Source organism: Bradyrhizobium oligotrophicum S58 (genome assembly GCF_000344805.1).
In the GTDB taxonomy this organism is placed as follows: Bacteria; Pseudomonadota; Alphaproteobacteria; order Rhizobiales; family Xanthobacteraceae; genus Bradyrhizobium; species Bradyrhizobium oligotrophicum.
Window position 1 is genome coordinate 3,490,556 of the sequence record NC_020453.1, and the last position, 25,782, is coordinate 3,516,337.

General features: G+C 64.6%; 13 protein-coding genes, 1 tRNA gene and 1 pseudogene. 7 read left to right on the forward strand and 8 right to left on the reverse strand.

The features are described from left to right. Positions 1 to 7 precede the first annotated feature (7 nt). From S58_RS15125 to S58_RS15135, 4 genes and pseudogenes are all read right to left on the reverse strand, one after another. On the reverse strand, positions 8 to 1,996 hold the full coding sequence (locus tag S58_RS15125; RefSeq protein ID WP_015666207.1) for a heme lyase CcmF/NrfE family subunit: 1,989 nt from the start codon (positions 1,994 to 1,996) through the stop codon (positions 8 to 10). 302 nt (positions 1,997 to 2,298) lie between these two features. Next, entirely contained in the window at positions 2,299 to 3,366 is a 1,068-nt protein-coding gene (locus tag S58_RS15130; protein ID WP_244440808.1) for an ankyrin repeat domain-containing protein, read from the reverse strand. A 27-nt stretch (positions 3,367 to 3,393) separates the two neighbouring features. Beyond that, positions 3,394 to 3,804 (reverse strand): annotated as a pseudogene (locus S58_RS39005) (tetratricopeptide repeat protein); the annotation flags it as partial. Continuing rightward, complete coding sequence (locus tag S58_RS15135; RefSeq protein ID WP_015666209.1) at positions 3,791 to 5,092, reverse strand: NAD(P)-binding domain-containing protein; 1,302 nt, start codon at positions 5,090 to 5,092, stop codon at positions 3,791 to 3,793. The pseudogene S58_RS39005 and the gene S58_RS15135, both read right to left, overlap by 14 nt. 619 nt (positions 5,093 to 5,711) lie before the next feature. On the opposite strand from S58_RS15135, the gene S58_RS15140 reads away from it, so the two are divergent. The 5 genes from S58_RS15140 (at position 5,712) to hemA (ending at position 20,469) form a co-directional block, all read left to right on the forward strand. Continuing rightward, positions 5,712 to 6,326: a pyridine nucleotide-disulfide oxidoreductase gene (locus tag S58_RS15140; RefSeq protein WP_244440772.1), complete on the forward strand. Its 615-nt coding sequence runs from the start codon at positions 5,712 to 5,714 to the stop codon at positions 6,324 to 6,326. Between the two features lie 12 nt (positions 6,327 to 6,338). Further along, positions 6,339 to 7,697 (forward strand): cytochrome c3 family protein, encoded by a 1,359-nt coding sequence (locus S58_RS15145; protein ID WP_015666211.1) that lies wholly within the window; start codon positions 6,339 to 6,341, stop codon positions 7,695 to 7,697. A gap of 484 nt (positions 7,698 to 8,181) precedes the next feature. Then, positions 8,182 to 15,912, forward strand: a complete 7,731-nt coding sequence (locus tag S58_RS15150) for a hypothetical protein (RefSeq protein ID WP_015666212.1) — start codon at positions 8,182 to 8,184, stop codon at positions 15,910 to 15,912. After that, positions 15,912 to 19,172: a hypothetical protein gene (locus S58_RS15155; RefSeq protein ID WP_015666213.1), complete on the forward strand. Its 3,261-nt coding sequence runs from the start codon at positions 15,912 to 15,914 to the stop codon at positions 19,170 to 19,172. Before S58_RS15150 ends, S58_RS15155 begins: the two co-directional genes overlap by 1 nt. Positions 19,173 to 19,191: 19 nt before the next feature. Next, entirely contained in the window at positions 19,192 to 20,469 is a 1,278-nt protein-coding gene (gene hemA, locus S58_RS15160) for a 5-aminolevulinate synthase (protein WP_015666214.1), read from the forward strand. A 311-nt stretch (positions 20,470 to 20,780) separates the two neighbouring features. On the opposite strand, the gene S58_RS15165 is transcribed toward hemA, so the two are convergent. Beyond that, a tRNA-Arg gene (locus S58_RS15165) sits at positions 20,781 to 20,857 on the reverse strand. A 130-nt stretch (positions 20,858 to 20,987) separates the two neighbouring features. Then, the gene (locus S58_RS15170) at positions 20,988 to 21,251 is read right to left on the reverse strand and encodes a hypothetical protein (RefSeq protein ID WP_015666215.1); all 264 of its coding nucleotides are present in this window, start codon (positions 21,249 to 21,251) and stop codon (positions 20,988 to 20,990) included. A 218-nt stretch (positions 21,252 to 21,469) separates the two neighbouring features. On the opposite strand from S58_RS15170, the gene S58_RS15175 reads away from it, so the two are divergent. After that, positions 21,470 to 21,913: a hypothetical protein gene (locus tag S58_RS15175; RefSeq protein WP_015666216.1), complete on the forward strand. Its 444-nt coding sequence runs from the start codon at positions 21,470 to 21,472 to the stop codon at positions 21,911 to 21,913. Between the two features lie 228 nt (positions 21,914 to 22,141). On the opposite strand, the gene S58_RS15180 is transcribed toward S58_RS15175, so the two are convergent. Together S58_RS15180 and S58_RS15185 are read right to left on the reverse strand one after the other, a co-directional pair. After that, the gene (locus tag S58_RS15180; protein WP_015666217.1) at positions 22,142 to 22,435 is read right to left on the reverse strand and encodes a hypothetical protein; all 294 of its coding nucleotides are present in this window, start codon (positions 22,433 to 22,435) and stop codon (positions 22,142 to 22,144) included. Between the two features lie 72 nt (positions 22,436 to 22,507). Further along, a complete protein-coding gene (locus S58_RS15185) occupies positions 22,508 to 23,953 on the reverse strand; it encodes a cryptochrome/photolyase family protein (protein WP_083938594.1) in 1,446 nt (481 codons plus the stop codon). 125 nt (positions 23,954 to 24,078) lie between these two features. Here S58_RS15185 and S58_RS15190 point away from each other — a divergent pair, with 125 nt between their 5' ends. Continuing rightward, positions 24,079 to 25,782: a methyl-accepting chemotaxis protein gene (locus tag S58_RS15190; protein WP_042340764.1), complete on the forward strand. Its 1,704-nt coding sequence runs from the start codon at positions 24,079 to 24,081 to the stop codon at positions 25,780 to 25,782.

A 25,782-nucleotide genomic window follows, 5' to 3' on the forward strand; every position in this document is an offset into this window, starting at 1 on the left:
TCTCGTCCTATTCAGCTGGAACGGCAATCGGCACAGCCTGCATTGCCCGTCGCGGTGCACCGATGCGAAATCTCCGATCGGCGAGCGAGATGAAGCCACCGCAAGCCATCATCAGCGCGCCGATCCAGACCAGCGGCACCAGGGGATGATAGTAGCAGCGCACCGCCCAGCCGCCCTTGTCGTCGGGATCGCCGAGCGTCACGTAGACGTTCCAGATCAGGTTGGTGCGAATACCCGCCGCGGTGGTCAGCTGCTGTCTGACGGGATAGAAGCGGCGCTCGCTGGAGAGTTGCGTAAACGGCTTGCCGTTCCGCGTGATGTCGAACGTACCTCGTTCGGCTTCGTAGTTGGGGCCCGGAAACTTTCCGATCGCGCGCAGCTTTATGTCGTAGCCCGCAAGCTGCAGGCTCTGCCCCGGCCGCAGCATCTCGACCTTTTCGCTGGCCCACGCAGTCATTCCGGTTATGCCGGCCACGGTGACACCCATACCCGCATGAGCCAGCACCAAGCCGTAGACCGCGAACGGAGTGGTGCGCGCGAGGTTGAGCGAGGTTGCCAGCGGCGTTGTGGTGCCGAGGCGCACGCGATGAGCAAGTATCATCAGCGAGCCGACGACGAGCCAGACGGCGATGCCGAAGAAGAACGCGACCAGGACATGGTGCCCGAACGTCGCGATCAGGATGGCGACGACGGCGAATACCGCCAGCCCGCCGGCGAGCCGAACTCGTTGCAGCGCCGCTGCGAGCAGATCGCGCTTCCATTTCAGGACCGGGCCAATCACCATGGCGAGCAGCAGCGGAACCATGATGGGAATGAACGTCATGTTGTAGTAGGGCGGCCCGACGGAGATTTTGTCGTTCCCCATCATGTCGACGAGCAGCGGATAGAACGTGCCGAGAAAGACCGTGGCCACCGCTGTCGTCAGCAGCACGTTGTTGAGCACGAGGCCGCTCTCGCGGCTGACGACTCCGAACAACGCACCGTGCTTCAGGCCTGGGGCCCGGACCGCATACAGCGTCAGCGCCCCGCCGGTTGCCACCAGGATCAGCGCCAGGATGAATGCGCCGCGCGATGGATCCTGTGCGAAGGCGTGAACGCTGGTGAGCACCCCGGACCTCACCAGGAAGGTCCCGATCAGGCTCAACGAGAACGTCACGATCCCGAGCAGAATCGTCCAGCTTTGGAGGGCGCTGCGACGCTCGACCACCAGGGCGGAATGCAGCAGCGCAGTCCCCGCGAGCCACGGCATGAAGGACGCGTTCTCGACGGGGTCCCAGAACCACCAGCCACCCCAACCGAGCGTGTAGTAGGCCCACGCGCTGCCGAGCGTGATTCCAATGGTGAGAAAGCACCATGCCGCCAGCACCCACGGTCGAACCCACCGGGCCCAGGCTGCATCGACCTTTCCCTCGATCAGCGCGGCAACCGAGAACGAGAACGCCATCGAGAAGCCGACGTAGCCCAGGTACAGAAACGGCGGATGAAAGGCGAGGCCGGGATCCTGCAGAATGGGATTGAGCCCATTGCCTTCAAGAGGCGCTTCGGTCAGTCGCGCGAACGGATTCGACGTCGAGACGATGAAGGCCAGAAAGCCGAGGCCGATCATGCCGTGCACGCCGAGCACGTTGCTCTGCAGCCGGTCGGGAAGGTTCGTTCCGAACAGCGCGACGGCCGCGCCGAACACCGAGAGAATCAGGACCCACAACAGCATGGATCCCTCATGGTTCCCCCAGACGCCGGAGACCTTGTAGAGCAGCGGCTTCAGCGTGTGCGAATTCGCTGCGACGACCTGGACTGAGAAGTCGGAGTGGACGAAGAGCGACGTCAAGCAGGCGAATGCGGTTGCGACGAAGAGAAACTGAGCCAGGGCAGCGTGACGAACGAAGCCGGCGATCACCGCGGATTGACGACGCAGCGCAGCGAATGGAACGATCGACTGCATCAGGGATACGAGAAGCGCGAGAATTAGTGCAAAGGATCCGGCCTCCGCTGTCATTTTGGCTCTCCGACCCGCAGCGAATATTCCTGCAGCTAACTATCAAGTGTCTGTGATGCGCCGACACTCAATGCGCCGAATGAGGCATCATTCGTACGGAATGATGATGATCCATCGACGCGCATCGAAGTGTAAATGCAACTCAATCGCATCGACTATTAAGATCGCGAAGATGATCGAGGGCGGCGATGGAGAGCGTTGTGTTGGTGGAGAATCGACGCGCTCGATCGTCCGCCGCGCAGTCGAACAGCCGATGCAGCATCATAGGTGCGATAGACAAGGAGCTGCGAGGAGGTCGTCTGCTATTCCAGAAGCTTGGCGAGGTCGTTGTGACCGCTGGCGATGGCGATGTCCGTGGCACGTTCATGCCGCTTGTTCTTCAATTGCTTCTCGGCGCCGGCGGCAAGCAGGTTCTGCGCGATGTCGATGTGCCCTTCATGGGCCGCCATCATCAACGCGCTCATGCCCTGACCGTTGCGCAGGTTCGGATCAGCCTTGCGCCGGAGTAGCTCAGCGACGACATCGGCAAGCCCGGCGCGTGCGGCAAGGATCAGGGCGGTATTTCCGCTTCCGGTCGCGCGTTTCGGATCGGCGCCGTGGTCCAGCAGAAGCAGCGCGGCCGCGGCGCTGCGGCCTTCGATGGCATTCAGCAATGGCGTCCTTCCGTCGAGGTCGGCGCGGTTGACGTCGGCGCCTGCGCGGATCAGTTGCTCGAGCGCGCGCGTATTGCCAGTGCTGGCCGCGTGCCAGAGGGCGGTGTGGCCTTGCCCATCGGCGGCGTTGAGATCCGACCTTTGAACGAGTTGCCGATCGAGCCCGCCATCGGTGCATGATGCGACTGCGATCATGAGCGGGGTCCGGCCGTCGGCCGGCGTTGGAAGGTTGCCCGAGGCGCCATCGAGCAGCGCGGCAATGGCGGCGCCATTGCAGCGGCCGAGGGCGATCAGCAGCGCGGTCGAGCCATCCGCTCGCGCCGCGGATGGGTCGGCGGACTTCGTCAGCAGCAATTTGACGACGTCCCCGTGGTCCTTGTCCGCTGCCAGCATCAACGGCGTGTCGCCGCGCCGGTTGCCGATGTTCGGGTTGGCTCCCGAGGCAAGCAGCAGCTCCACCAGCCGAAGATGCCCGGCGGCGGCGGCGATCGCCAGCGGCGTATCGCCGTCCTCGTTGACTGCGTTGACGTCGGCCTTTGCTGTGATCAACTGCCGCATCGGATCGAGCTGACCGCGCAGGGCCGCATCGATGATGGCCGGATGGCCATTTCGTATCGCGGCCTGCGCATCGAGCGTCGGGACAGGCTTGCGCATAGTCTCGCGCTCCACCTCTCGGGCGCGCGGGTGCGAGGCTCGGTTGGCGATGTCGGCCAGCAACTGCTCGGCGGGCTGATAGCCGGCCGCGGCCGATTTGCGCAGCCAATCCCGTGCCCGCTCGGGATCGGCCGACGTTCCTCGTCCTGCGAGCCACATCGCAGCGACATTGTATTGCGCTTTGGCGTGCCCCTTCTTCGCACTTGCCTCCATCCATTTGAACGCCAGCGTGTCGTCGGATCGGGTGCCGAGACCTGAGCGATAGAGCGATGCAAGCCGGTACTGCGCCTCTGGATCGCCGGCGATTGCGGCGCGCTCGAGCAGCTTCAGTGCCTCCTCGGGACGTCCGGCCCGGATTGCCGCATCCGCAGCCTGGCGCGCGCCGGATATTTCGGAGCTCGCGCCCGCCGGCGCATCGCCGGCCGGGGCGACCGACGGTAGGGCCGAGCCGAGGAGACAGATCAGCGGGATGATGACGTGAGAGGACTTATGCCGTGCCATACTTCGTCTCGACCTCGATACCCATGCTCTTCAGGAATCCGGTGGGCAGAATGCCGCCGACGCAGACAATGACGGCATCGTTTCGGATGGTGCTCGTGTCACCATCAGCATCGATGTCGACGTCGTCCTGGCCGATTCGTTTCACCGACGAATTGTAGATGACGCGGAGCCGTCCCGATCGAGTGGTGTCCTCCACCCGTTGGCGGTTCTTCAGTTTGGCGCGACTGAACGACTCGCTGCGATGAGACAGGGTCACCGTCGTTCCGGGTTCGTCCGCGATGGAGCACGCGGCTTCCAATGCGGCGTCGCCGCCGCCGACCACGAGCACATGCTGGCCGCGATATTGTTCGGGGTCGATCAGTCGATAGACGACCTTGGTCTGCTCTTCGCCCGGAACCTCCAGCTTGCGCGGCGTTCCGCGCCGCCCGATCGCCAAGAGGACTGAATGCGTTCTGTGGCTGCCGCGGTTCGTCCTGACATCAAATCGATCTCCGACACGCGTGACCGCTTCGACGCGCTCGCCGACGTTCACCCTGAGACGGGCTTTGCGCACGATGCTCATGAAGAAGGCGATCAGCTGTTCCTTGCTGAGCTCCCTGAAGTTGAACTTTCCCGCGAGCGGAAGCGTGAAGGGAGCGGTCATCACCAGTTTGCCGCGCGGGAAGTGCGCGACCGTGCCGCCGAGCGAGTCCTGTTCGAGGGTGACGAAACGCAGCCGATGCTGAAGACACGCGAGACTCGCCGAGAGACCGGCCGGACCGCAGCCGACGATCACGACGTCGAGCATGTCCGACTTGCCGACATTCTTGATCCTGCGGACGGAGTCGATCGCCTGGCGCCCTTGCTCGATAGCGTTGCGGACGAGGCCCATTCCTCCGAGCTCTCCCGCGATGAAGATGCCGGGCACGTTGGTCTGGAACGCCTCGTCCACGTTCGGAATGTCGATGCCGCGCGTCTCGGTGCCGAAAACCAGCGTGATGGCGTTCACAGGGCAGACCGCTTTGCAGGCGCCGTGCCCGATGCAGTGCGAGGGCTCGACGAGCGAAGCCTTGCCGCCGATCAGGCCGAGAATGTCGCCCTCCGGGCAAGCCCTGACACATGAGCCGCAGCCGATGCACAGGGCATGATCGATGATGGGATGGAGCGATGCCGGTTCGAGAAGACCGGCGTCCTTGGCGGCCGAGAGCTTCGCGACGCTCTTTATCTCTTTGCGTTTGCGTACGGCCATGTAGGTCGCCCAGACGCCGAGCATTGGGGCGGCGTAGACCATCAGGAGATTGAGCGCCATGTCCTCTCTCTCATCTTCTCTTACGAACTGGCGGCGGAGGAGAGCAGCCGCTGCAAGCCACGCAAGAAGTCCGGTCGCGTAGCTAGATGCAAACTCCTCTCAACAGATGACGACATAGAAATTCCTGATTGATCTGTAGACCTGCGGACAAAGATGAGATCGATCGTTGAACAGATGCCGTCGGCGGAAATATGGCTCGTACTGATCGCGGACTAATAACGTCGTTGTCGAATGACGCATGGAGCTATTGCAAGTGGTTATCAGGAAGCACTCTCTCGACTGAGATCCGGAGATCCGCGGGCGAGCCGGACATCCTCCGACCCGGTATCCGGGATTTGCAGGAAGCGTCGACGATATGAGCAGGGCAGCGGTCGCGCGCGCGAGTGGCAATCCTCTTCGAGGAACCCTTCCGGTCGTCATCACGGTCGTCGTCATCGGAGCGATCGGCACCGGGTGGCTGCAGAAGGAGGAAGAATATATTACGCCAGGATCGGGAACCGGGTACTGGCTCGGAATATACGGCAGCGTCGCGATGTTATCGTTGCTGGCCTATTCGATGCGCAAGCGCTTCAAGTCGCTGCGCGGGATGGGCTCGGTGCCGTTCTGGTTCAGGACGCACATGCTGCTGGGTGTCGTCGGTCCGGTGCTCATCCTGTTCCATGCAAATTTCAAGCTGGGAGCGCTCAACAGCAACGTCGCGTTCTTCGCCATGCTGATCGTTGCGATCAGCGGCGTGATCGGCCGGTACATCTACGGCAAGATCCACATGGGTCTCCATGGCGGAAGGGCGCGCGTCAAAGAGCTGCTCGTGGAGGCCGAGACGATGCGGACGGAGCTCGGTCAGGAGATGCAGGCCGCGTCGTTCGTGTCGCGCGAGTTGGCCACCTTCAGCAAGGGTCTCGACAAAAGGGTGCCGCGAACCGCGTTGGGCAGCCTGCGGACCGGGGCGATCATCGCCGCGCGCACGCGGCGGCTGCGTGTCAACGTGACTGCGGAAGCGCGCCGGCTCATTCGCGCCGAGGCGAAGCGGGCGCGATGGTCATGGTCCGAGCGGCGTCGCCGCGAGAAGCGGGTCGAAGAAGTCGTACGGCGGTATGCCGCTGCAGTGCGGAAGGCCGCCGAGCTGACATTCTTCGAGCGGCTGTTCTCGCTGTGGCACGTTCTCCATCTGCCGCTGTTTTTTCTCATGTTGCTGGCGGGTCTCGTTCATGTCTGGGCCGTCCACCATTATTGACGGAGCTTCGTGATGAGGTGGCGCCTTGCGGCAGTTATTGCCGTCATCATCGGTGTTGTGGCGCTGCCGGCCGGGCTTCGCGCGCAGACGTTGCTGGAAAAGCTGGTGATGCCGGGGCCGCTGGTCGAGAACCATGCCAAGCTCGAGAGCGAATGCGGAAAGTGCCATGAAGCCTTCACGCGGAAGGCGCAGTCGGGTCTCTGCCTCGATTGCCACAAGGAGATCGCAGTCGATCGCAGGCAGCATGAACGGCTGCATGGACGTGAGCAGGCGGCGCTGACCCAGGAGTGCAGGCAGTGTCACACCGATCACAAGGGACGTGGAACCGACATCGTTCAACTCGACAAGGAAACCTTCAATCACGACATGACGAACTACAGGCTGGTCGATTCGCACAAGAGTGTCCCTTGTGCTGGATGCCATGTCGCGAAGGTGAAGTTCCGCAACGCGCCATCGACCTGCTTCGAGTGTCACAAGGCGCTCGATCCGCATCGCGGCCGGCTCGGCGAGCGCTGCGACAACTGCCACACGGCGGTGAAATGGCGCGCGACCAAGGAATTCGACCATACGAAGACCCGGTTTCCCCTCGTTGGCGCGCACAAGTCGGTCGCTTGTGCAACGTGCCATTCCGGCCAGCAATACAAGGATCTGCAGACCTCGTGCGGTTCATGCCACCGTCTTCAGGACGTCCATGCCGGCCGCTTCGGCGACAAATGCGAGACGTGTCACGATCAGGAGAAGTGGAAGACGGTCCGCTTCAACCATGACAAGACCCGTTTCCCGTTGCGAAATGGGCATGCCAAGGTGAAGTGCGAGAGCTGCCATACCGGCGACCTCTACCGGGACAAGCTCGCGACGTCATGCGTCGCCTGTCACCGCAAGCAGGATCCTCATCAGGGCAAGCTCGGCGAACGCTGCGAGACGTGCCATAGCGATGCGGGCTGGCGGAAGAAGCTCTCCTTCGATCATGAGATTACGCGCTTTCCGTTGATAGGTCTGCACAGGTCGGTGCCCTGTGAGGAGTGCCACCGCACGCCGACCTACAAGAACACGCCGATGGCCTGTGAGAGCTGCCACAAGGATTTCCACCAGGGACGGCTCGGGGGACGGTGCGCGACTTGTCACAATCCGAACGGCTGGCGGCTGTGGCGCTTCGATCACGGGCGGCAGACACGGTTCCCGCTGGTTGGGGTCCACCAGACAATCACATGCGAAGCCTGTCATAAGGCCAAGTCGCCGACGGATCTGAAATTGCCGATGGATTGCTTCAGCTGCCATCGCAGCTCGGACGTGCACAACGGCACGTTTGGCCAGACGTGCGAGCGCTGCCATGTCGCAACGGGATGGCGCAACGTTCAGATCAGGAACTGATTCGACGGGCCGCTTTGATCGCACCCGATGTCCGATATCCTGGGGTCGAGCTGAGATGAGCTCGCATCAGCTGTGAACGTGCACGCAGAACAATGACTTGAGCGCTGCTCTGCGAGAACCTCGCGCGCGAAGGACGCCGTAATCCTTACGAGCCATTCAGCTTGAGTTCAGCTTGGCCCAGTTTTGGGCCAGCTTTGCGCGTCTCTGGAAGCCCTGTCGTAGGCGTACCATACGCTGCCTGATCGAGCTGATGACGTAGTCGCCGCTCGATCAACGTAGCGCTGGATGAAGGAGCAGGGGCGTTCGGAGTATTCGGTGGCTGGGGAGATATGCCGCCGAGCCGTACAGAAAATCTGCAAGAACTGACTGGGTTTGTCACGGCGATCGTCGATCAGCGAGGCCCTGGAGGTCTCTGATCGATGAGTCCGATCGCCGTTGCATGTCCGGATGGCGATCGAGTCGAGAGTGAAGATCGGAGTTTGAGTTGGGCAGCTGCTACAGCAAGCGGGGGCTGTTGGCGCGAGCATCGCACCGTCTGGTGCGGTGGCTGCTCGCTGGTGTGCTGCTCGCCTTCGCGTTTGCAGGGCAGGCTGCTGCGCAGAGCTCGTTCGACCATCTCTCGACCGGGTTTCCGCTGACTGGAAGTCATGTCGGCGTGGAGTGCTCGTCCTGCCACGTCGGCGGGCGGTTCAAGGGCACGCAGACGCAGTGCGCCAGTTGCCACAACGGCGCACAGACGGCGGGCATGTCGGTCAACCACCCGATGACCACGCGGCGATGTGAGAGCTGCCATCAGACCTCGACATGGAAGGACGTTCGCGCGATCGACCATACCCAGGCAAAGGCTTCGTGTACGACCTGCCACAACGGCGTCATGGCCCTGGGGAAGCCGAAGAACCACATCACGACGGCGGCGCAGTGCGATGTCTGTCACAGGTCGACCGCCAGCTTTCGCGTCAGGATGAAGATGGATCACGCCGGCATCGTCGCCGGGTGTGCGAATTGCCACGACGGCGCGACGGCGCGCGGCAAGTCGGGCAACCATCTTCAGACCAATCTGCCGTGCGAGTCCTGTCACACCAGCACCGCCAGCTTCGCTGGCGCGGGCTTCAAGCATGCGGCCACCGATACCAGCTGCGCGACCTGTCACAACGGCAAGACGGCGCTCGGGATGACCACGCCGCCGCACATTCCGACCGGCACCCTGCAGTGCTCGAACTGCCATACCAACACCGCGGCAAGCTTCACGTCCTACACGATGAACCACACGGCTGTGGCGACGGCGCGGTGCGACAGCTGCCACAACGGCTCGTTCACCGGCCAGGGCAGCAAGGGCGCGCTGGGCACGGCGTCGTACCCGAACCACGTCGCGACCGGCGGCGCCGACTGCGTCAGCTGTCATGCCAAGGCGGCGAGCGGCTTCACCAGCTGGGGCGGCGCGGCCTTCAAGCATGCGGCGACCGACACCAATTGTTCCTCGTGCCACAACGGCAAGACGGCGCTCGGCATGACCACGCCGCCGCACATCCCCGTGACAGGGATCCAGTGCTCGAATTGCCATAGCAACACGGCGGCGGCGTTCGACGTCTACACGATGAGCCATGCGGCAGTGAGCGCGAGCCGCTGCGACAGCTGCCACAACGGCGGCTACACCGACCAGGGCAACACCGGCGCACTCGGCACCAAGTCTTACCCGAACCACGTCGCCACCAACGGCCAGGACTGCATCACCTGCCACGCGACCGCGGCCAGCGGCGGCTTCAAGAGCTGGGGCGGCGCCGGCTACAAGCACGCCGCGACCGACACCAATTGCGCGACCTGCCACAACGGCAAGACCGCGCTGGGCATGACCACGCCGCCGCATATCCCGACCGGGACGCTGCAATGCTCGAACTGCCATACCAACACCGCGGCGAGCTTCACCACCTACACCATGAACCATGCCGCGGTAGCGACGGCACGCTGCGACAGTTGCCACAACGGCTCGTTCACCGGCCAAGGCACCAAGGGCGCGCTGGGCACGGCGTCGTATCCGAACCACGTCGCCACCGGCGGCGCCGACTGCGTCAGCTGCCATGCCAAGGCCGCGAGCGGCTTCACCAGCTGGGGCGGGGCTGCCTTCAAGCATGCCGCCACCGACACCAATTGCGCGACCTGCCACAACGGCAAGACGGCGCAGGGCATGACCACGCCGCCGCATATCCCGACCGGGACGCTGCAATGCTCGAACTGCCATAGCAACACCGCGGCGAGTTTCACCACCTACACCATGAACCATGCCGCGGTATCGACGGCGCGCTGTGACAGCTGCCACAACGGCTCCTTCACCGGCCAGGGCACCAAGGGCGCGATGGGCACCGCGTCCTACCCGAACCACGTTGCGACCGGCGGGGCGGACTGCGTCAGCTGCCACGCCAAGGCCGCGAGCGGCTTCACCAGCTGGGGCGGGGCTGCGTTCAAGCATGCCGCCACCGACACCAATTGCGCGACCTGCCACAACGGCAAGACGGCGCTGGGCATGACCACGCCGCCGCACATTCCGACCGGGGCGCTGCAATGCTCGAACTGCCATACCAACACCGCGGCAAGCTTCACGTCCTACACGATGAACCACGCTGCGGTAGCGACGGCGCGCTGTGACAGCTGCCACAATGGCTCGTTCACCGGCCAGGGCACCAAGGGCGCGATGGGCACCGCGTCCTACCCGAACCACGTCGCCACCGGCGGGGCGGACTGCGTCAGCTGCCACGCCAAGGCGGCCTCGGGCGGCTTCACCAGCTGGGGCGGGGCTGCCTTCAAGCATGCCGCCACCGACACCAATTGCGCGACCTGCCACAACGGCAAGACGGCGCAGGGCATGACCACGCCGCCGCACATTCCGACCGGGGCGCTGCAATGCTCGAACTGCCATACCAACACCGCGGCAAGCTTCACGTCCTACACGATGAACCACGCTGCGGTAGCGACGGCGCGCTGTGACAGCTGCCACAACGGCTCCTTCACCGGCCAGGGCACCAAGGGCGCGTTGGGCACCGCGTCCTACCCGAACCACGTCGCCACCGGTGGAGCCGACTGCGTCAGCTGCCACGCCAAGGCCGCGAGCGGCTTCACCAGCTGGGGCGGTGCGGCGTTCAAACATGCCGCAACCGACACCAACTGCGCGACCTGTCACAACGGCAAGTCGGCGCTGGGCATGACCACGCCGCCGCACATCCCGACCGGGACGCTGCAGTGCTCGAACTGCCATACCAACACCGCGGCGAGCTTCACCACCTACACCATGAACCACGCCGCGGTATCGACGGCGCGCTGCGACAGTTGCCACAACGGCTCGTTCACCGGCCAGGGCACCAAGGGTGCGCTGGGCACCGCGTCCTACCCGAACCACGTCGCCACCGGTGGAGCCGACTGCGTCAGCTGCCACGCCAAGGCCGCGAGCGGCGGCTTCATCAGCTGGGGCGGGGCTGCGTTCAAGCATGCCGCCACCGACACCAACTGCGCGACCTGTCACAACGGCAGGACCGCGCTGGGCATGACGACGCCGCCGCACATCCCGACCGGGACGCTGCAATGCTCGAACTGCCATACCAACACGGCAGCGAGCTTCACCACCTACACGATGAACCACGCGGCGGTAGCGACGGCGCGCTGTGACAGCTGCCACAATGGCTCGTTCACCGGCCAAGGCACTAAGGGTGCGATGGGTACGGCGTCGTACCCGAACCATGTTGCGACCGGCGGGGCGGACTGCGTCAGCTGCCACGCCAAGGCGGCCTCAGGCGGCTTCACCAGCTGGGGCGGGGCTGCCTTCAAGCATGCCGCCACCGACACCAATTGCGCGACCTGCCACAACGGCAAGACGGCGCAGGGCATGACCACGCCGCCGCATATCCCGACCGGGACGCTGCAGTGCTCGAACTGCCATACCAATACGGCGGCGAGCTTCACGACCTACACGATGAACCACGCGGCGGTAGCGACGGCGCGCTGTGACAGCTGCCACAATGGCTCGTTCACCGGCCAAGGCAGCAAGGGCGCGTTGGGTACGGCGTCGTACCCGAACCATGTTGCGACCGGCGGGGCGGACTGCGTCAGCTGCCACGCCAAGGCGGCCTCAGGCGGCTTCACCAGCTGGGGCGGGGCTGCCTTCAAGCATGCCGCCACCGACACCAATTGCGCGACCTGCCACAACGGCAAGACGGCGCAGGGCATGACCACGCCGCCGCATATCCCGACCGGCACGCTGCAGTGCTCGAACTGCCATGCCAACACCGCAGCGAGCTTCACCACCTACACCATGAACCACGCCGCGGTATCGACGGCACGCTGCGATAGCTGCCACAACGGCTCGTTCACCGGCCAAGGCACCAAGGGTGCGATGGGCACCGCGTCCTACCCGAATCACGTCGCCACCGGCGGAGCGGACTGCGTCAGCTGCCACGCCAAGGCCGCGAGCGGTGGTTTTACCAGCTGGGGCGGCGCTGCCTTCAAGCATGCCGCCACCGACACCAACTGCGCGACCTGCCATAACGGCAAGTCGGCGCAGGGCATGACCACGCCGCCGCACATCCCGACCGGCACGCTGCAGTGCTCGAACTGCCACAGCAACACCGCGGCGAGTTTCACCACCTACACCATGAACCATGCCGCGGTATCGACGGCGCGCTGTGACAGCTGCCACAACGGCTCCTTCACCGGCCAGGGCACCAAGGGCGCGATGGGCACCGCGTCCTACCCGAACCACGTTGCGACCGGCGGAGCGGACTGCGTCAGCTGCCACGCCAAGGCCGCGAGCGGCTTCACCAGCTGGGGCGGGGCTGCGTTCAAGCATGCCGCCACCGACACCAATTGCGCGACCTGCCACAACGGCAAGACGGCGCTGGGCATGACCACGCCGCCGCACATCCCGACTGGCGCGCTGCAATGCTCGAACTGCCACAGCAACACCGCGGCGAGTTTCACCACCTACACCATGAACCATGCCGCGGTATCGACGGCGCGCTGTGACAGCTGCCACAACGGCTCCTTCACCGGCCAGGGCACCAAGGGCGCGATGGGCACCGCGTCCTACCCGAACCACGTTGCGACCGGCGGAGCGGACTGCGTCAGCTGCCACGCCAAGGCCGCGAGCGGCTTCACCAGCTGGGGCGGGGCTGCGTTCAAGCATGCCGCCACCGACACCAATTGCGCGACCTGCCACAACGGCAAGACGGCGCTGGGCATGACCACGCCGCCGCACATTCCGACCGGGGCGCTGCAATGCTCGAACTGCCATACCAACACCGCGGCAAGCTTCACGTCCTACACGATGAACCACGCTGCGGTAGCGACGGCGCGCTGTGACAGCTGCCACAATGGCTCGTTCACCGGCCAGGGCACCAAGGGCGCGATGGGCACCGCGTCCTACCCGAACCACGTCGCCACCGGTGGAGCCGACTGCGTCAGCTGCCACGCCAAGGCCGCGAGCGGCTTCACCAGCTGGGGCGGTGCGGCGTTCAAACATGCCGCAACCGACACCAACTGCGCGACCTGTCACAACGGCAAGTCGGCGCAGGGCATGACCACGCCGCCGCATATCCCGACCGGCACGCTGCAGTGCTCGAACTGCCATACCAATACGGCGGCGAGCTTCACCACCTACACCATGAACCACGCTGCGGTAGCGACGGCGCGCTGTGACAGCTGCCACAACGGCTCGTTCACCGGCCAGGGCACCAAGGGTGCGCTGGGTACGGCGTCGTACCCGAACCATGTTGCGACCGGCGGGGCGGACTGTGTCAGTTGCCACGCCAAGGCCGCGAGCGGCGGCTTCACCAGCTGGGGCGGCGCGGCGTTCAAGCATGCCGCAACGGACACCAACTGCGCGACCTGCCATAACGGCAAGACGGCGCTGGGCATGACCACGCCGCCGCACATCCCGACCGGCACGCTGCAGTGCTCGAACTGCCATACCAATACGGCGGCGAGCTTCACCACCTACACCATGAACCACGCGGCGGTAGCGACGGCGCGCTGTGACAGCTGCCACAACGGCTCCTTCACCGGCCAGGGCACCAAGGGCGCGATGGGTACGGCGTCATTCCCGAATCACGTCGCCACCGGCGGGGCCGATTGCGTCAGCTGTCATAGCAAGGCCGCCAGTGGTGGCTATGTCAGCTGGGGCGGCGCCGCGTTCACCCACTCCGCGGCCAATACCAATTGCTCCACCTGCCACAACGGCTCGAGCGCCAAGGGCTTGACGACGCCGCCGCACATTCCGGTGACGGGCGTCCAGTGCTCGAATTGCCACAGCAACACGGCGGCGAGCTTTGCGACCTACACGATGAGCCATGCCGCCGTGCACGCCACGCGCTGCGACAGCTGTCACAACGGCTCGTATCGCGGCCAGGGCCGTAAGGGTGCGCAGGGGCCGGATCATAGCGCCAAGGCGCAGGATTGCGGCTGCTGCCACGTGCGCGCCGCCGCCAACTTCTCGACCTGGGACGACGACCCGCAGAAGCCGGCAGCCGGTTGCGCCACCACGGCCAGGTCGGTGGTTCCCGCTCAGGCTCCGGTCGTCAAGGCTGTGACGCCGGCCTCGACCGCCAACCGGACCATGACCGCGGCAACGGCAGCTGGTGCTGCAGCGGGTACGAGCGCTGCGCCGGCCACATCTCAGGCGCCAGCTGCGGCGGGTGCTGCGGCCAAGCCTGCGGCGACGAGCAGTTCGACTTTGTTGTTCAGCAGTAAGCCGCTGGCAAATACAGCTGGGACGTCGATGACCACCACAGCGGGGTCCGAAGCAGGGACGGCCACCGTTGCGCCGGGGTCCGCCAAACCCGACAGCTCAGCGACAGCTGCTGGCGCGGCGGCATCCGTGCAGCTGTCGCCGGGCACGTCGCCTCGAATGAGCTTGACGGCACCGCTTGCGCCGAACGATCCGCGCAGCAAGCTCTTGCCTCCGATCGATACGACCAGCACTGACACAGCTGAGGCTCAGAACGCAGGCCGGCTTCCGTCGCTGTTGCCGACTATCAATCCAAGGGCAGGGCTTGCAGGGTCGAGCGCCGGGGAAGCCGGCTCCAGATTCAGCCACTCGATGGCGCAGGGGCCGTGTGCATCGTGCCACAACGGAACGAGCGCGCCTGGCAAGCCGCCGAAGCACATTGCGACGGCTGCGCCGTGCGAGACCTGCCATAAGAGCACGACGACGTTCAGCGGAGCCCGCTTCAGCCACACCGGAGCGGCGGCAGCCTGCGCGAGCTGTCACAACGGCATGACTGCGACCGGCAAGCCGCAGAAGCACGTTGCGACGAACGCGCCGTGCGAGACCTGCCACAAGAGCACGACGACGTTCAGCGGAGCGCGCTTCAGTCACACCGCGACGACGGCGGCTTGTGCGAGCTGCCATAACGGCATGGCCGCGAGCGGCAAGCCGCAGAAGCACGTCGCGACCAATGCGCCGTGCGAGACCTGCCACAAGAGCACGACGACGTTCAGCGGAGCGCGCTTCAGTCACACCGCGACGACGGCGGCCTGTGCGAGCTGCCATAACGGCATGGCAGCGAGCGGCAAGCCGCAGAAGCACGTCGCGACCAACGCGCCATGCGAGACCTGCCACAAGAGCACGACGACGTTCAGCGGCGCCCGCTTCAGCCACTCCGGCACGATGGCGGCCTGCTCCAGCTGCCACAACGGATCATCGGCCGGCGGCAAGCCGCCGCGTCACGTGGTCACCAGCGCGCCATGCGAAAGCTGCCACAAGAACACCGTGTCGTTCTCGGGCGCGCGGATGGATCACACCAGCCTGACCGCGCCATGCGTCAGCTGTCACAATGGCTCGAATGCGACCGGCAAGTCGCCGAAGCACTTCGTGACCAACGTCCCCTGCGAGAGCTGCCACCGGACGGTCAGCTGGAGCTCGATCAACTACCGGCATATGTCGACGAGCTATCCGAATCACAGTGCCGCCATCGGCTGCACGGCCTGTCACAGCGGCAACTCGCAAGCCGTCTTGTTCAAGTTCGCGGCCTACAAGCCCGACTGCGCCGCCTGTCACGCCAGTGATTTCCGGCCGCAGCAGCACGCCAAGCTCGTGAAGCCGGCGCCGATGGACTACACCGTCGCCGAGCTCAAGGACTGCACCGGCGCGTGCCATATCTATGCTGACAAGTCGCAGACCACCATCGTCACCCGCCGCCAGCGGCAGCATCGGGTCAATGGAGGTGGCTGGTGATGCGCGGCCGCTCCGGACAAGTCGCGGCTGCGAGGTCGGCGGGATGGCGGATCAGTCTGCTGTCCGTCTTTCTTGCACTCCTGCTCGATGGCGGCTTCGGCGTCGCACCGGCCCAGCCGGTCATCGATCAGTTCGTCGCCGGCGCGAACGCCACCACGGTCGGAAACTGCAGCCTCCTGCGCGTCAATTTTCACGTCCGTGTCCGCTACACCGGGCATTTTCCGCTTGATCAGGGCAGCCAGCTCAGCGTCTCGCTGCAACTGGTGGATCGGGACGCCATCATGGCGCGGCGCCTGGTCAGGCGCGAAGGCGTGCGTGTCGACAATGCCCAGGGCTCCGGCATCCAGGACGTCTATCTGACGCTCGATCAGAACAGGGGACCGATCCTCGTCGTCCAGCTTGCCGGCGAGTTCGCCTACCAGATCGTGCAGTCCGGCAGCTTCGAGCAGGTGGCGATCGTGATTGCCCGAAAGGGCCCGGTGTCGGCTTGCAAGGTGAAAGCCCTGGTGCCGAACGTGGCCGCTCCGGATGCGCCGAAACCGGCTGCGGTCCCCGGCGCGGCGGCGTCGGTCCGCAACGACAACCGCACGATGCAGCAGCCGTCCGCAGCGGACATCCGGTTTGCGGAGGCCTCGATGGACGAGGCGCGCGCATCGATCAAGAAAGGCAATTTCAGCGCCGCGATCGATCTCTTGAGGAAGGTGCTGAAACTCCCTGAAAACGGCTCGAGCGCCGAGGCGCAGGAGCTGCTCGGCGTTGCGCGCCAGAAGGCCGGCCAGACCGCTGCCGCCCAGGCCGAATATGAGGACTATCTGCGCCGCTATCCGAGCGGCGAGGGTGCCGAGCGGGTGCGGCAGCGGCTCGCCGCACTCCTCACCGCAACCAGCAGCGCACCGGCGCGACCGCGCGACATGTCTCCTGCCACGTCCGACGGCGGAGACATGGGGATGGCGACGAAGGCGATAGGGCCGAACGGTGATACCCGCTGGACGATGTCGGGCAGCCTCTCGACGACCTTCATCACCAACGACACGACGAGCGCCGTCAAGGACAGGGCGCTTGCGCCGAACCCGAATGCCGATCCCGATGCCCACCGGGTTCACCAGAACACGCTGCTGACCAATTTCGACTACCTCGGAACGTCGGACAACGATCGCATCAGGACCAAGTTCAGGCTGGCCTTCACCCATGAGCGCCAGTTCGATACCGGAAACGACAAGTACGGCGTGTCGACCGCGCAGGTCGATTATACCCTGAAGGAAGCCGACGTGACGTTGCGGGTCGGACGGCAGTCCCGCAACACCGGCGGCGTCATCGGTCGTTTCGACGGCGCGGTGCTGAGCTGGCAGAAGAGCCCCGGGCTGCGCTTGAACGTGCTCGCGGGCTCGCCGAACTGGAGCCGCTTCGACGCGCCGTTCAAGGACGGCAAGACGCTCTACGGCGCAAGCATCGACTTCGGCAAGATCCTGGGTGGGCTCGAAACCACCGTCTACCTGATCTCGCAATACGACCGCAACATCGTCGACCGCCAGGCCATCGGCGCCGAATTCCGCTACTTCGACACCAACAAATCGCTGCTCGGCCTGATCGACTACGACACGCATTTCCGCGCGCTCAATGCCGCCGTGTTCTCCGGAACCTATACGTTCGAGGACAAGTCGGTCATCAACGCCTCCTTTGACTACCGAAGAGTTCCATTTCTCTCGACCTGGAATGCGTTGCAGGGGCAGCCGTTTCTCACGATCTACGACATGATGAAGTTCAATACCGCGGGCGAGATCAGGCAACTCGCGATCGACCGGACACCGACGTTCCAGTCGGCGATGGTGAGCTACTCGCGGCCTTTGAACGAGACCTGGCAGGTCGCCGCCGATGCCACGGTGACCAATCTGACCGGCACGCTGCCGTCCGGGGGCGTCGACGGCACGCCGGCGAGCGGTCTCGAATATTACCTGTCGGCTCAGCTGACCGGGAACGGCATCATCAAGCCAGGCGATCTGTTCATGGGCGCGCTGCGCTACGCGAGCCTGGCGGATTCGAAGTTCTACGTGCTCGATCTCGCCACGCGCTATCCGATCACGCCCGATCTCGCCATCAGCCCGCGGCTGCGCATGGGCTACAGGTCCGGGACGAAGACCGACCTGAAGGAGTACACGATCCTGCCGTCGCTGCTGGTCAGCTATCTCTGGTCGAAGGAGATCAGCATGGAAACGGAGATCGGCTATAGGTTCGTCGACAGCACGCTGGCCAACGTCAAGACGACGACCAAGGATCTGTTCGCGACCGTCACGTTGCGGCGCGACTTCAACGCCGACGGTGTCACCAAGTGCAGCGCCTCGATCGTCAGCTGCGCCTGGGCCAGGCCCGCAGCGTTGCAGGGCGGGCAGGGGGTGGGCTCGGGCGACATGCCGCTGCAGTCGCGCGCGTCGATTCCGCCGTCCTACATGCTGGAGACCGGTGTGCGCTACTGGTTCAGCTCGGGCCAGAATCGCTATCGTTATTTCGCCGACCAGGCCGCCACGCAACAAGTCTCCCGGCTCGCCTATGGCGGCATGACCGGGCACAGTGGCGAGATGTTCTTCAGGGTCGATGCGCTCGACGGACCCTTCACCAACATGTTCCTGAAGGGCTACATCGGAGCGGGCAAGATCAGCTCGGGCACGCTGGTCGACGAGGACTTCGCTCCGTTCGTCAATCCCTCGTCCAAGACCGTCAGCAGGATCGGCGGAGGGCTGCAATACGCGAACCTCGATGTGGGCTTCAATCTGCTGGAGACGGAGCGCTTCCGGCTTGGCGCCTTCGTCGGCTATCAGTATTGGGCGGAAACCGTCGACGCGCGAGGCTGCACCCAGGTGGGCGGCAATCCGGTGATCTGCAGTCCGGCGCTGGGCGCTGGCGTCAAGGTGGTGACCGAGCAGGACCGGTGGCACAGCGGACGGGCCGGAGTCTCACTCGACACGCGGCTGTCGGATCGGCTCAACTGGCAGGTGGAGGCCGCCTATGTCTGGACCTCGCAGAACGCGATCGACACGCACTATTTCACGTTCGGTCGCGATCCTGCTTCTGGACAAGGAAGCGGCTTCCAGACCGAGACCGTCCTGAACTATCAGCTGACCGACAATTTCCGCATCGGAATCGGTGGGCGCTGGTGGCATCTCAGCACCAATGCTGTCGACTCGTTCAATCAAGTCCTGAGATATACGACGGAGCGCTACGGCGTCTTCCTGCAGGGCTCCTACCAGTTCAATCGGGCAAAATAGTCGACCGGAGTGGTCCATCATGAACTACCAGATACGGCCATCCGGCCTTCTTCCCGAGTACGAGGCGATGTTCCGCGAGGCATTGGATCGGCTGCATCAGGAACGACGCTATCGTGTCTTTGCGGATCTCGAACGGCTGGCGGGCCGCTATCCCTACGCGATCTGGCATTCGGAGGAGGGCGAGCGCGAGGTCGTGATCTGGTGCTCGAACGACTATCTGGGCATGAGCCAACACCCGAAGGTCATCAGCGCCATGATCGATACCGCGTGGCGCATGGGCGCAGGTGCCGGCGGCACCCGCAACATCGCGGGGACGAACCACCCGCTCGTCGCCCTCGAGAGGGAGCTGGCGGATCTCCACGGCAAGGAGGCTGCGCTGGTGTTTACCTCGGGCTATGTTTCCAACGAGGCGGGGATATCGACCATCGCCAAGCTGCTGCCGCGGTGTCTGCTGCTGTCCGACGCCTTGAACCACAACTCCATGATCGAGGGGGTTCGCAAGGCCGGCGCCGAGAAGCAGATCTGGCAGCACAATGATACGGATCATCTCGAGCGTCTGCTGCGCGCAGCCGATCCCGAACGGCCGAAGCTGATCGTGTGCGAGAGCCTCTACTCCATGGACGGCGATATCGCGCCTCTGCATCGAATTTGCGATCTGGCCGAGCGCTACGGCGCGCTGACCTATGTCGACGAGGTGCACGCGGTCGGGATGTACGGCGCGCGCGGCGGCGGCATCGCGGAGCGCGATGGTGTGATGGAAAGGATCGACATTATCGAGGGCACGCTGGCAAAGGCCTATGGCTGCCTCGGCGGCTATCTTGCTGCCGGGGTGAACCTGGTCGATGCGGTGCGCTCCTACGCCCCCGGGTTCATCTTCACGACGGCATTGCCGCCGCCGGTCTGCGCAGCCGCGACCGCCGCGATCCGGCATCTGAAAGTCTCGACGGCAGAGCGCAGCCGGCATCAGGAACGTGCCGCGCGCCTGAAGTCCACCCTGATCGCCGCAGATATTCCGGTGATGCCGAGCGAGAGCCATATCGTGCCGGTGCATGTCGGCGATCCCGAGAAGTGCAGGGCGGCGTCGGACCTGCTGATGTCGGAGCACGGCATCTACATCCAGCCGATCAACTACCCCACGGTTCGGCGAGGAATGGAACGCCTACGCCTCACACCAACGCCGTATCACGACGACGCACTGATGGACCGGCTGGTCGATGCGATGGTCGAGGTGTGGGACAGACTCCACCTCCGCTTCCGCCGGGACAGTGACCTGTCGCGCGGGAACGAGACGCGATAGCGCTTCCAGCCAACGATTGGATCAGAAATCGGAGGTTCGGCCGGCGTGGGGGAAGGCGGTCGTGCTCCTGCTGACACGCCCCCGACTGATCGGATGTGGGCCCGCAAATTCCACGCGCAGGCGGACTTCGCCTGAAAAGCGTCGTGGCTGATGGCCGGAATTCGTGTCCTATGTAACGGCGGTCGGGCGAAGGTTGGCCAGCGGCGACGTGTGGTGACAAACGACGCTCCGCGAATCAATAAAGCTTTGAGATGAATAGGCTTTTCAGTGAAGTGAAAATCGATGATGGGTATGCTTGGTGGAGGTGGCCCTGGCGCGCTCGGAGAGATTCGAACTCCCGACCCTCGGAATCGAAATCCGATGCTCTATCCAGCTGAGCTACGAGCGCGTGCCGACGGACCAAATCTCCGTGCGACTCCGGATATCAGACTTGAACCGGCAAGGCCAGCCTTCGCAACGCATCAACCGCCAGCATGATTGCGAGCAGGAGAGGCGCGGGCAGGGGCCGTTCGGCGCCGTCAGAAGCACGGATGCCGGCGCCTGTCCTGGCCGATATAGGCGGACGAGCTCTGGTAGCAGTGATTGGTCGAGGGGCCGTCATAGAACGCAAAGGTGCCCGGCATCGGACCGGGGCCGTAATTGTGCAGAAAGCTGATCGCGTAGGGCAGCCCATGGTGATGGCGGTGATGGTGGCGATGGTGGATGCGTGCCTCCGACGCCGCCGGAGCCAAGGCCGCTGCGGCGACGATGAAAGCGGCGGCGAAGGATACGAGCTTGCTCATGTCTTTTCTCCGGAAATGACGCTAAGGCCAGCCATCTGGCCGGTGTTCTAACCCGACAGGGGCGGAAAGGGTGCGCGAAAGCGGCCGTCCTGTCAAAATTCTGGCCTTTTCGGCGTGCTTAACCAGTTTGTGGCAAGGTCCGTCCAATGCGCCGCGCATCGGGCTGCAGAGCCTTGCCGCGCCCTTGCCGAGATGAGACCCGGTTTCCCGTCCGATCCATGAACCGCCTGATCCCCTGCGTCGTGCTTTCCCTGGTCGCCGCGACACCGGCGCGTGCGGATCTGCACATCACGCGCGATCATGGCGGCTACATCGAAGAGTACAAGGCCAAGTACAAGCACATCCGGGAAACGCGTCAGCGCGTGATCATCGACGGCATCTGCAATTCCGCCTGCACGCTGGTGTTCGGCATCGTTCCGATCAACAAGATCTGCGTCACGCCGAAGGCAAGTCTCGGCTTCCATCAGGCCTATTACGACAAGGCGTTCACCTTCGGCATCAAGGTCACCAGCATCGAGGGGACGTCCGAGCTGATGTCCTATTATCCCGACACCGTGAAGGATTGGATCCGCCGCAATGGCGGGCTGACCACCGAGATGAAGCGGATCAAGAACGGCGCCGAGCTCTGGAAGATCGTCGATCCCTGTCCTGACTCCTGGTGACACGAATTGATCTCGAAGCAGGTGGTCACGGTTCGCTTCGCATCGCACCAATCCGGCTTGGCCTCCTCAGGATCTCGGCTTGTTCCCTCATGGCGTCACGTGGCGGGCAGATCGAACAACGCACGAAACAATCCAGCGCCAGATTGTCCCCACGACCGGGCACTGGATTGTTTCGCCGAGACCGTCAGTGAAGGCGATGGTCGGTCTTCAGTCCCGAACCAAGCGGGTTCAGCGCTTGGCCTTCTTCGTCTTCTTGGCGGCTTTCTTGGTGGCCTTCTTGGCCGTCTTCTTCGCAGCCTTCTTGGCAGCTTTCTTCACCGTCTTCTTGGCCGACTTCTTGGTCGCAACCTTCTTGGCCTTGGCAGCGGCCCGCCTGGGTGCAGCCTTCTTGGACGTCTTCTTCGCGGACTTCTTGGCGGCGCGCCTGGTCTTGGGCGCCGTCGTGGTCACCGGATCCTTCGGTGCTTCGGCCGGCATGGTCGTCGCGGTCACGGTAGGGTCAGAGAGAGGAGTGTCGTCCATATCGGGTCCCCCGATTTGTTGGAAACCCCATAACGATAGCTGGATTCTCTCTGCTGTCAAAGCGGACCCCAACTAATCACTTGTGCGCAAGCTCGCATAAGCGGCCAAAGCCCGCTCGCGCCCGTGCCTGTGCTCCACGATCGGCGCCGGATAGGAGCGCCCGAGCGCAACGCCGGCCTCGGCGAGTTCGAGCGGCTTGGCGGCCCAGGGCTGGTGGATCAGGCTCGCAGGAAGCCGCGCCAGCTCTGGAACCCAGCGCCGCACATAGGTGCCGTTGGAATCGAACTTCTCGCCCTGCAGCACGGGATTGAAGACGCGGAAATAGGGCGCAGCGTCGGCGCCGGAGCCGGCCACCCACTGCCAGCTCGCCGGATTGCTGCCGGGGTCGGCATCGACCAGCGTGTCCCAGAACCACTGTTCGCCAAGCCGCCAGTCGATCAGGAGATGCTTGACCAGCAGGGAGGCGGCGACCATGCGCACCCGGTTGTGCATGCTCCCGGTATGCCAGAGCTCGCGCATGCCGGCGTCGACGATCGGATAGCCGGTGCGCCCGCGCTGCCAGGCCTGCAGCGCTGCATCATTCTGCGCCCAGGGGAAAGCGTCGAAGGACGCCTGCAGGTTGCGGGTGGCGAGATCGGGATTGTTGTAAAGCAGATGGCGGCTGAACTCGCGCCAGCCCAGCTCGCTCAGAAATTTCTCGATCCCCCGTGCGAAGGCGGGGTGCTCCTCCGCCGCGAAACGTGCGGCGTGCCAGATCTGGCGCGGGCTGATTTCGCCGAACCGCAGATGCGGCGACATGCGCGAGGTTGCGTCGATGTCCGGCCGGTCGCGATCGGCGGCATAGCTGCGCACCGCGGTTTCAAGGAATTTGCCAAGGCGCTCCTGCGCCGCGCGCTCTCCGGCCTGCCACGTCGCGCGCAGGCCGCCCGCCCAATCGGGGCGGGTCGGCTCCAGCCCGAGCTCATCGATGGCAAGGCTCGCCACACCTGGGGGCGACGACAGCCTGGCTGGAATCGGCAGCGGCTTCGGCGGATCGCCCAAGGCGAGCACGCGCTTCCAGAACGGCGTGAACACACGCGGGCCGCGTCCCTCCTTGCCGCGCAACTCGGCCGGATCGACCAGCAGATCATCGGCAAACACACGTGACTTCACGTCGATCGCGTCGAGCGCAACCTCGACGTCCGCGGCAACGGCACGCGGTTCGGCCTGCGCGACATCGTTCCAGTAAACCGCGCCGGCGTTGGTCTCACGCGCCAGCGCACCGATCACCTTTGCCGCGGGGCCGCGGCGGATCACGAGCTCGACGCCGAGCGTGTGTAGTTCGCCTTGAAGTGCACGCAGCGATTGCGCGAGCCACCAGCGCGTGGCGCCGCCGAGCGAACGCAACGCAGGGCTTTCCTGATCGTACACGTAACTACAAACGATGGGAGTGCCCGACATCGCTGCGGTATACAACGCGGGGTGGTCAGATAGCCGCAGGCTCTCGCGAAACCATACGATGATGGGGGAAGACGACATATTCAGGTATCTTATTGCCGTTTTTGGTGGGGGTTCCGGTATTCTACGCTCCGGAAAATAACTGCTTCGAAACCAACTACGGGCACTTTGAGATTCAGTTGCAGTTCCCCTGGAAGGTTTATCTCGTGTCCGTCAAATTGAAGCTCGGCACCAAGGCGCTGATCGGCGCCGTTGTCGTGATCGCACTGAACACAGCTCTCGTGGTCGGCGCAGCGTACTGGTCGCTGTCCTCCGATTTCACCGACCGCGCCAAACGCGACATCGAAGGTAATCTGCGCACGTTTGCGCTGACGTTCAGCGAGACGTTCAAGGACGCCAAGGTCAGCGTGCAGAACGGCGTCGTCACGCGTATCGAGATTCCGGCAATCCCCGAGATCAAGGATCACGCGATCGTCGACCGCGCGGTGTCCTATGTCGGCGGCAGCGCCACGCTGTTCGTCGTCGACGGCAACGGCCAGTTCGTGCGCCGCTCCACCAACGTGAAGAAGGAGAATGGCGACCGCGCGGTGGGCACGCAGCTCGCCGCTGATCACCCGGCGCAGGCGCTGCTGCGTCGCGGCGAGGCCTATAAGGGACCGGCGACGCTGTTCGGCAAGCCGTTCATGACGGCGTATTTCCCCGTCACCGATGCCGCGAGCAAGGTGATCGGCATTCTCTATGTCGGCGTTCCCATGGCCGAGCTCGACGCCATGCTGTCGCAGGCGATGCAGACCATGATCGTCGCAGCCGCCATCGCCGCGATGCTCGTGCTCGGCCTCACTTTGCTGGTCGTGCGGCGCGTGACCAAGCCCTTGACCTCCGTGACGCAGGCGCTGACCGCCATCGCCGAGGGCCGCGAGGACGTCCAGATCAAGTCCGACGACCGTGGCGACGAGATCGGCGAGATCGCCCGCAGCCTGGTCGTGTTCCGCAGTGCCGCCAGCGAGCGGCGCCGGATGCGCGAGGAGCAGACGGCGTCCTTGGCCGCGGGGATCGAGCAGCGCAAGGCCGAGCTGCAGCGCTTCGTCGATTCCTTCCAGGCCAGCATCGGCGGCATCATCGAGAACGTCTTGACCTCGTCGGGTGAGTTCGAGCGCGAGGCGCGCCAGCTGACCCAGACGGCGCGCACGACCGCCGACCTGTCGGGACAGTCGGCCGGCGCTTCGGAAACCGCGTCCGAGCACGTCCGCACCGCGGCCGTTGCATCGGACGAGCTGTCCGGCTCGATCGCCGAGATCATCCGCCGCGTGCAGGAGTCCAACGCCATCGCCGCCGAGGCGGTCAACCAGGCGACCGCGACCGACCAGCGCATCAAGGAGCTGTCCGACGCCGGCAACCGCATCGGCGACGTCGTCAAGCTGATCACCTCGATCGCCGAGCAGACCAACCTGCTGGCGCTCAACGCCACCATCGAGGCCGCCCGCGCCGGCGATGCCGGCCGCGGCTTCGCGGTGGTCGCCCAGGAGGTCAAGACCTTGGCCGGCCAGACCGCCAAGGCGACCGAGGAGATCTCCAGCCAGATCGCCAACATGCAGACCGTGACGCAGGAATCGGTCGACGCCATCAAGGCGATCGGCTCGACCATCGAGCGCATCAACGGCATCGCCGCGTCGATCTCGGCTGCCGTCGAACAGCAGCGCGCCGCCACGCAGAACATCACCCAGAGCGTCCGCTCGGCGGCGACCGGCACCGCCGAGGTCGTCAACAACATCCGCAGCGCGGCGCGCGGGGCCGGCGAGACCGGCGAAAGCTCCAACCGGATGTTCGCCTCGGCCCAGGCGCTGTCCAGCGAGAGCCTGCGGCTGAAGGCCGAGGTGCAGAAGTTCCTCGACGGCATGCGCGCCGCCTGA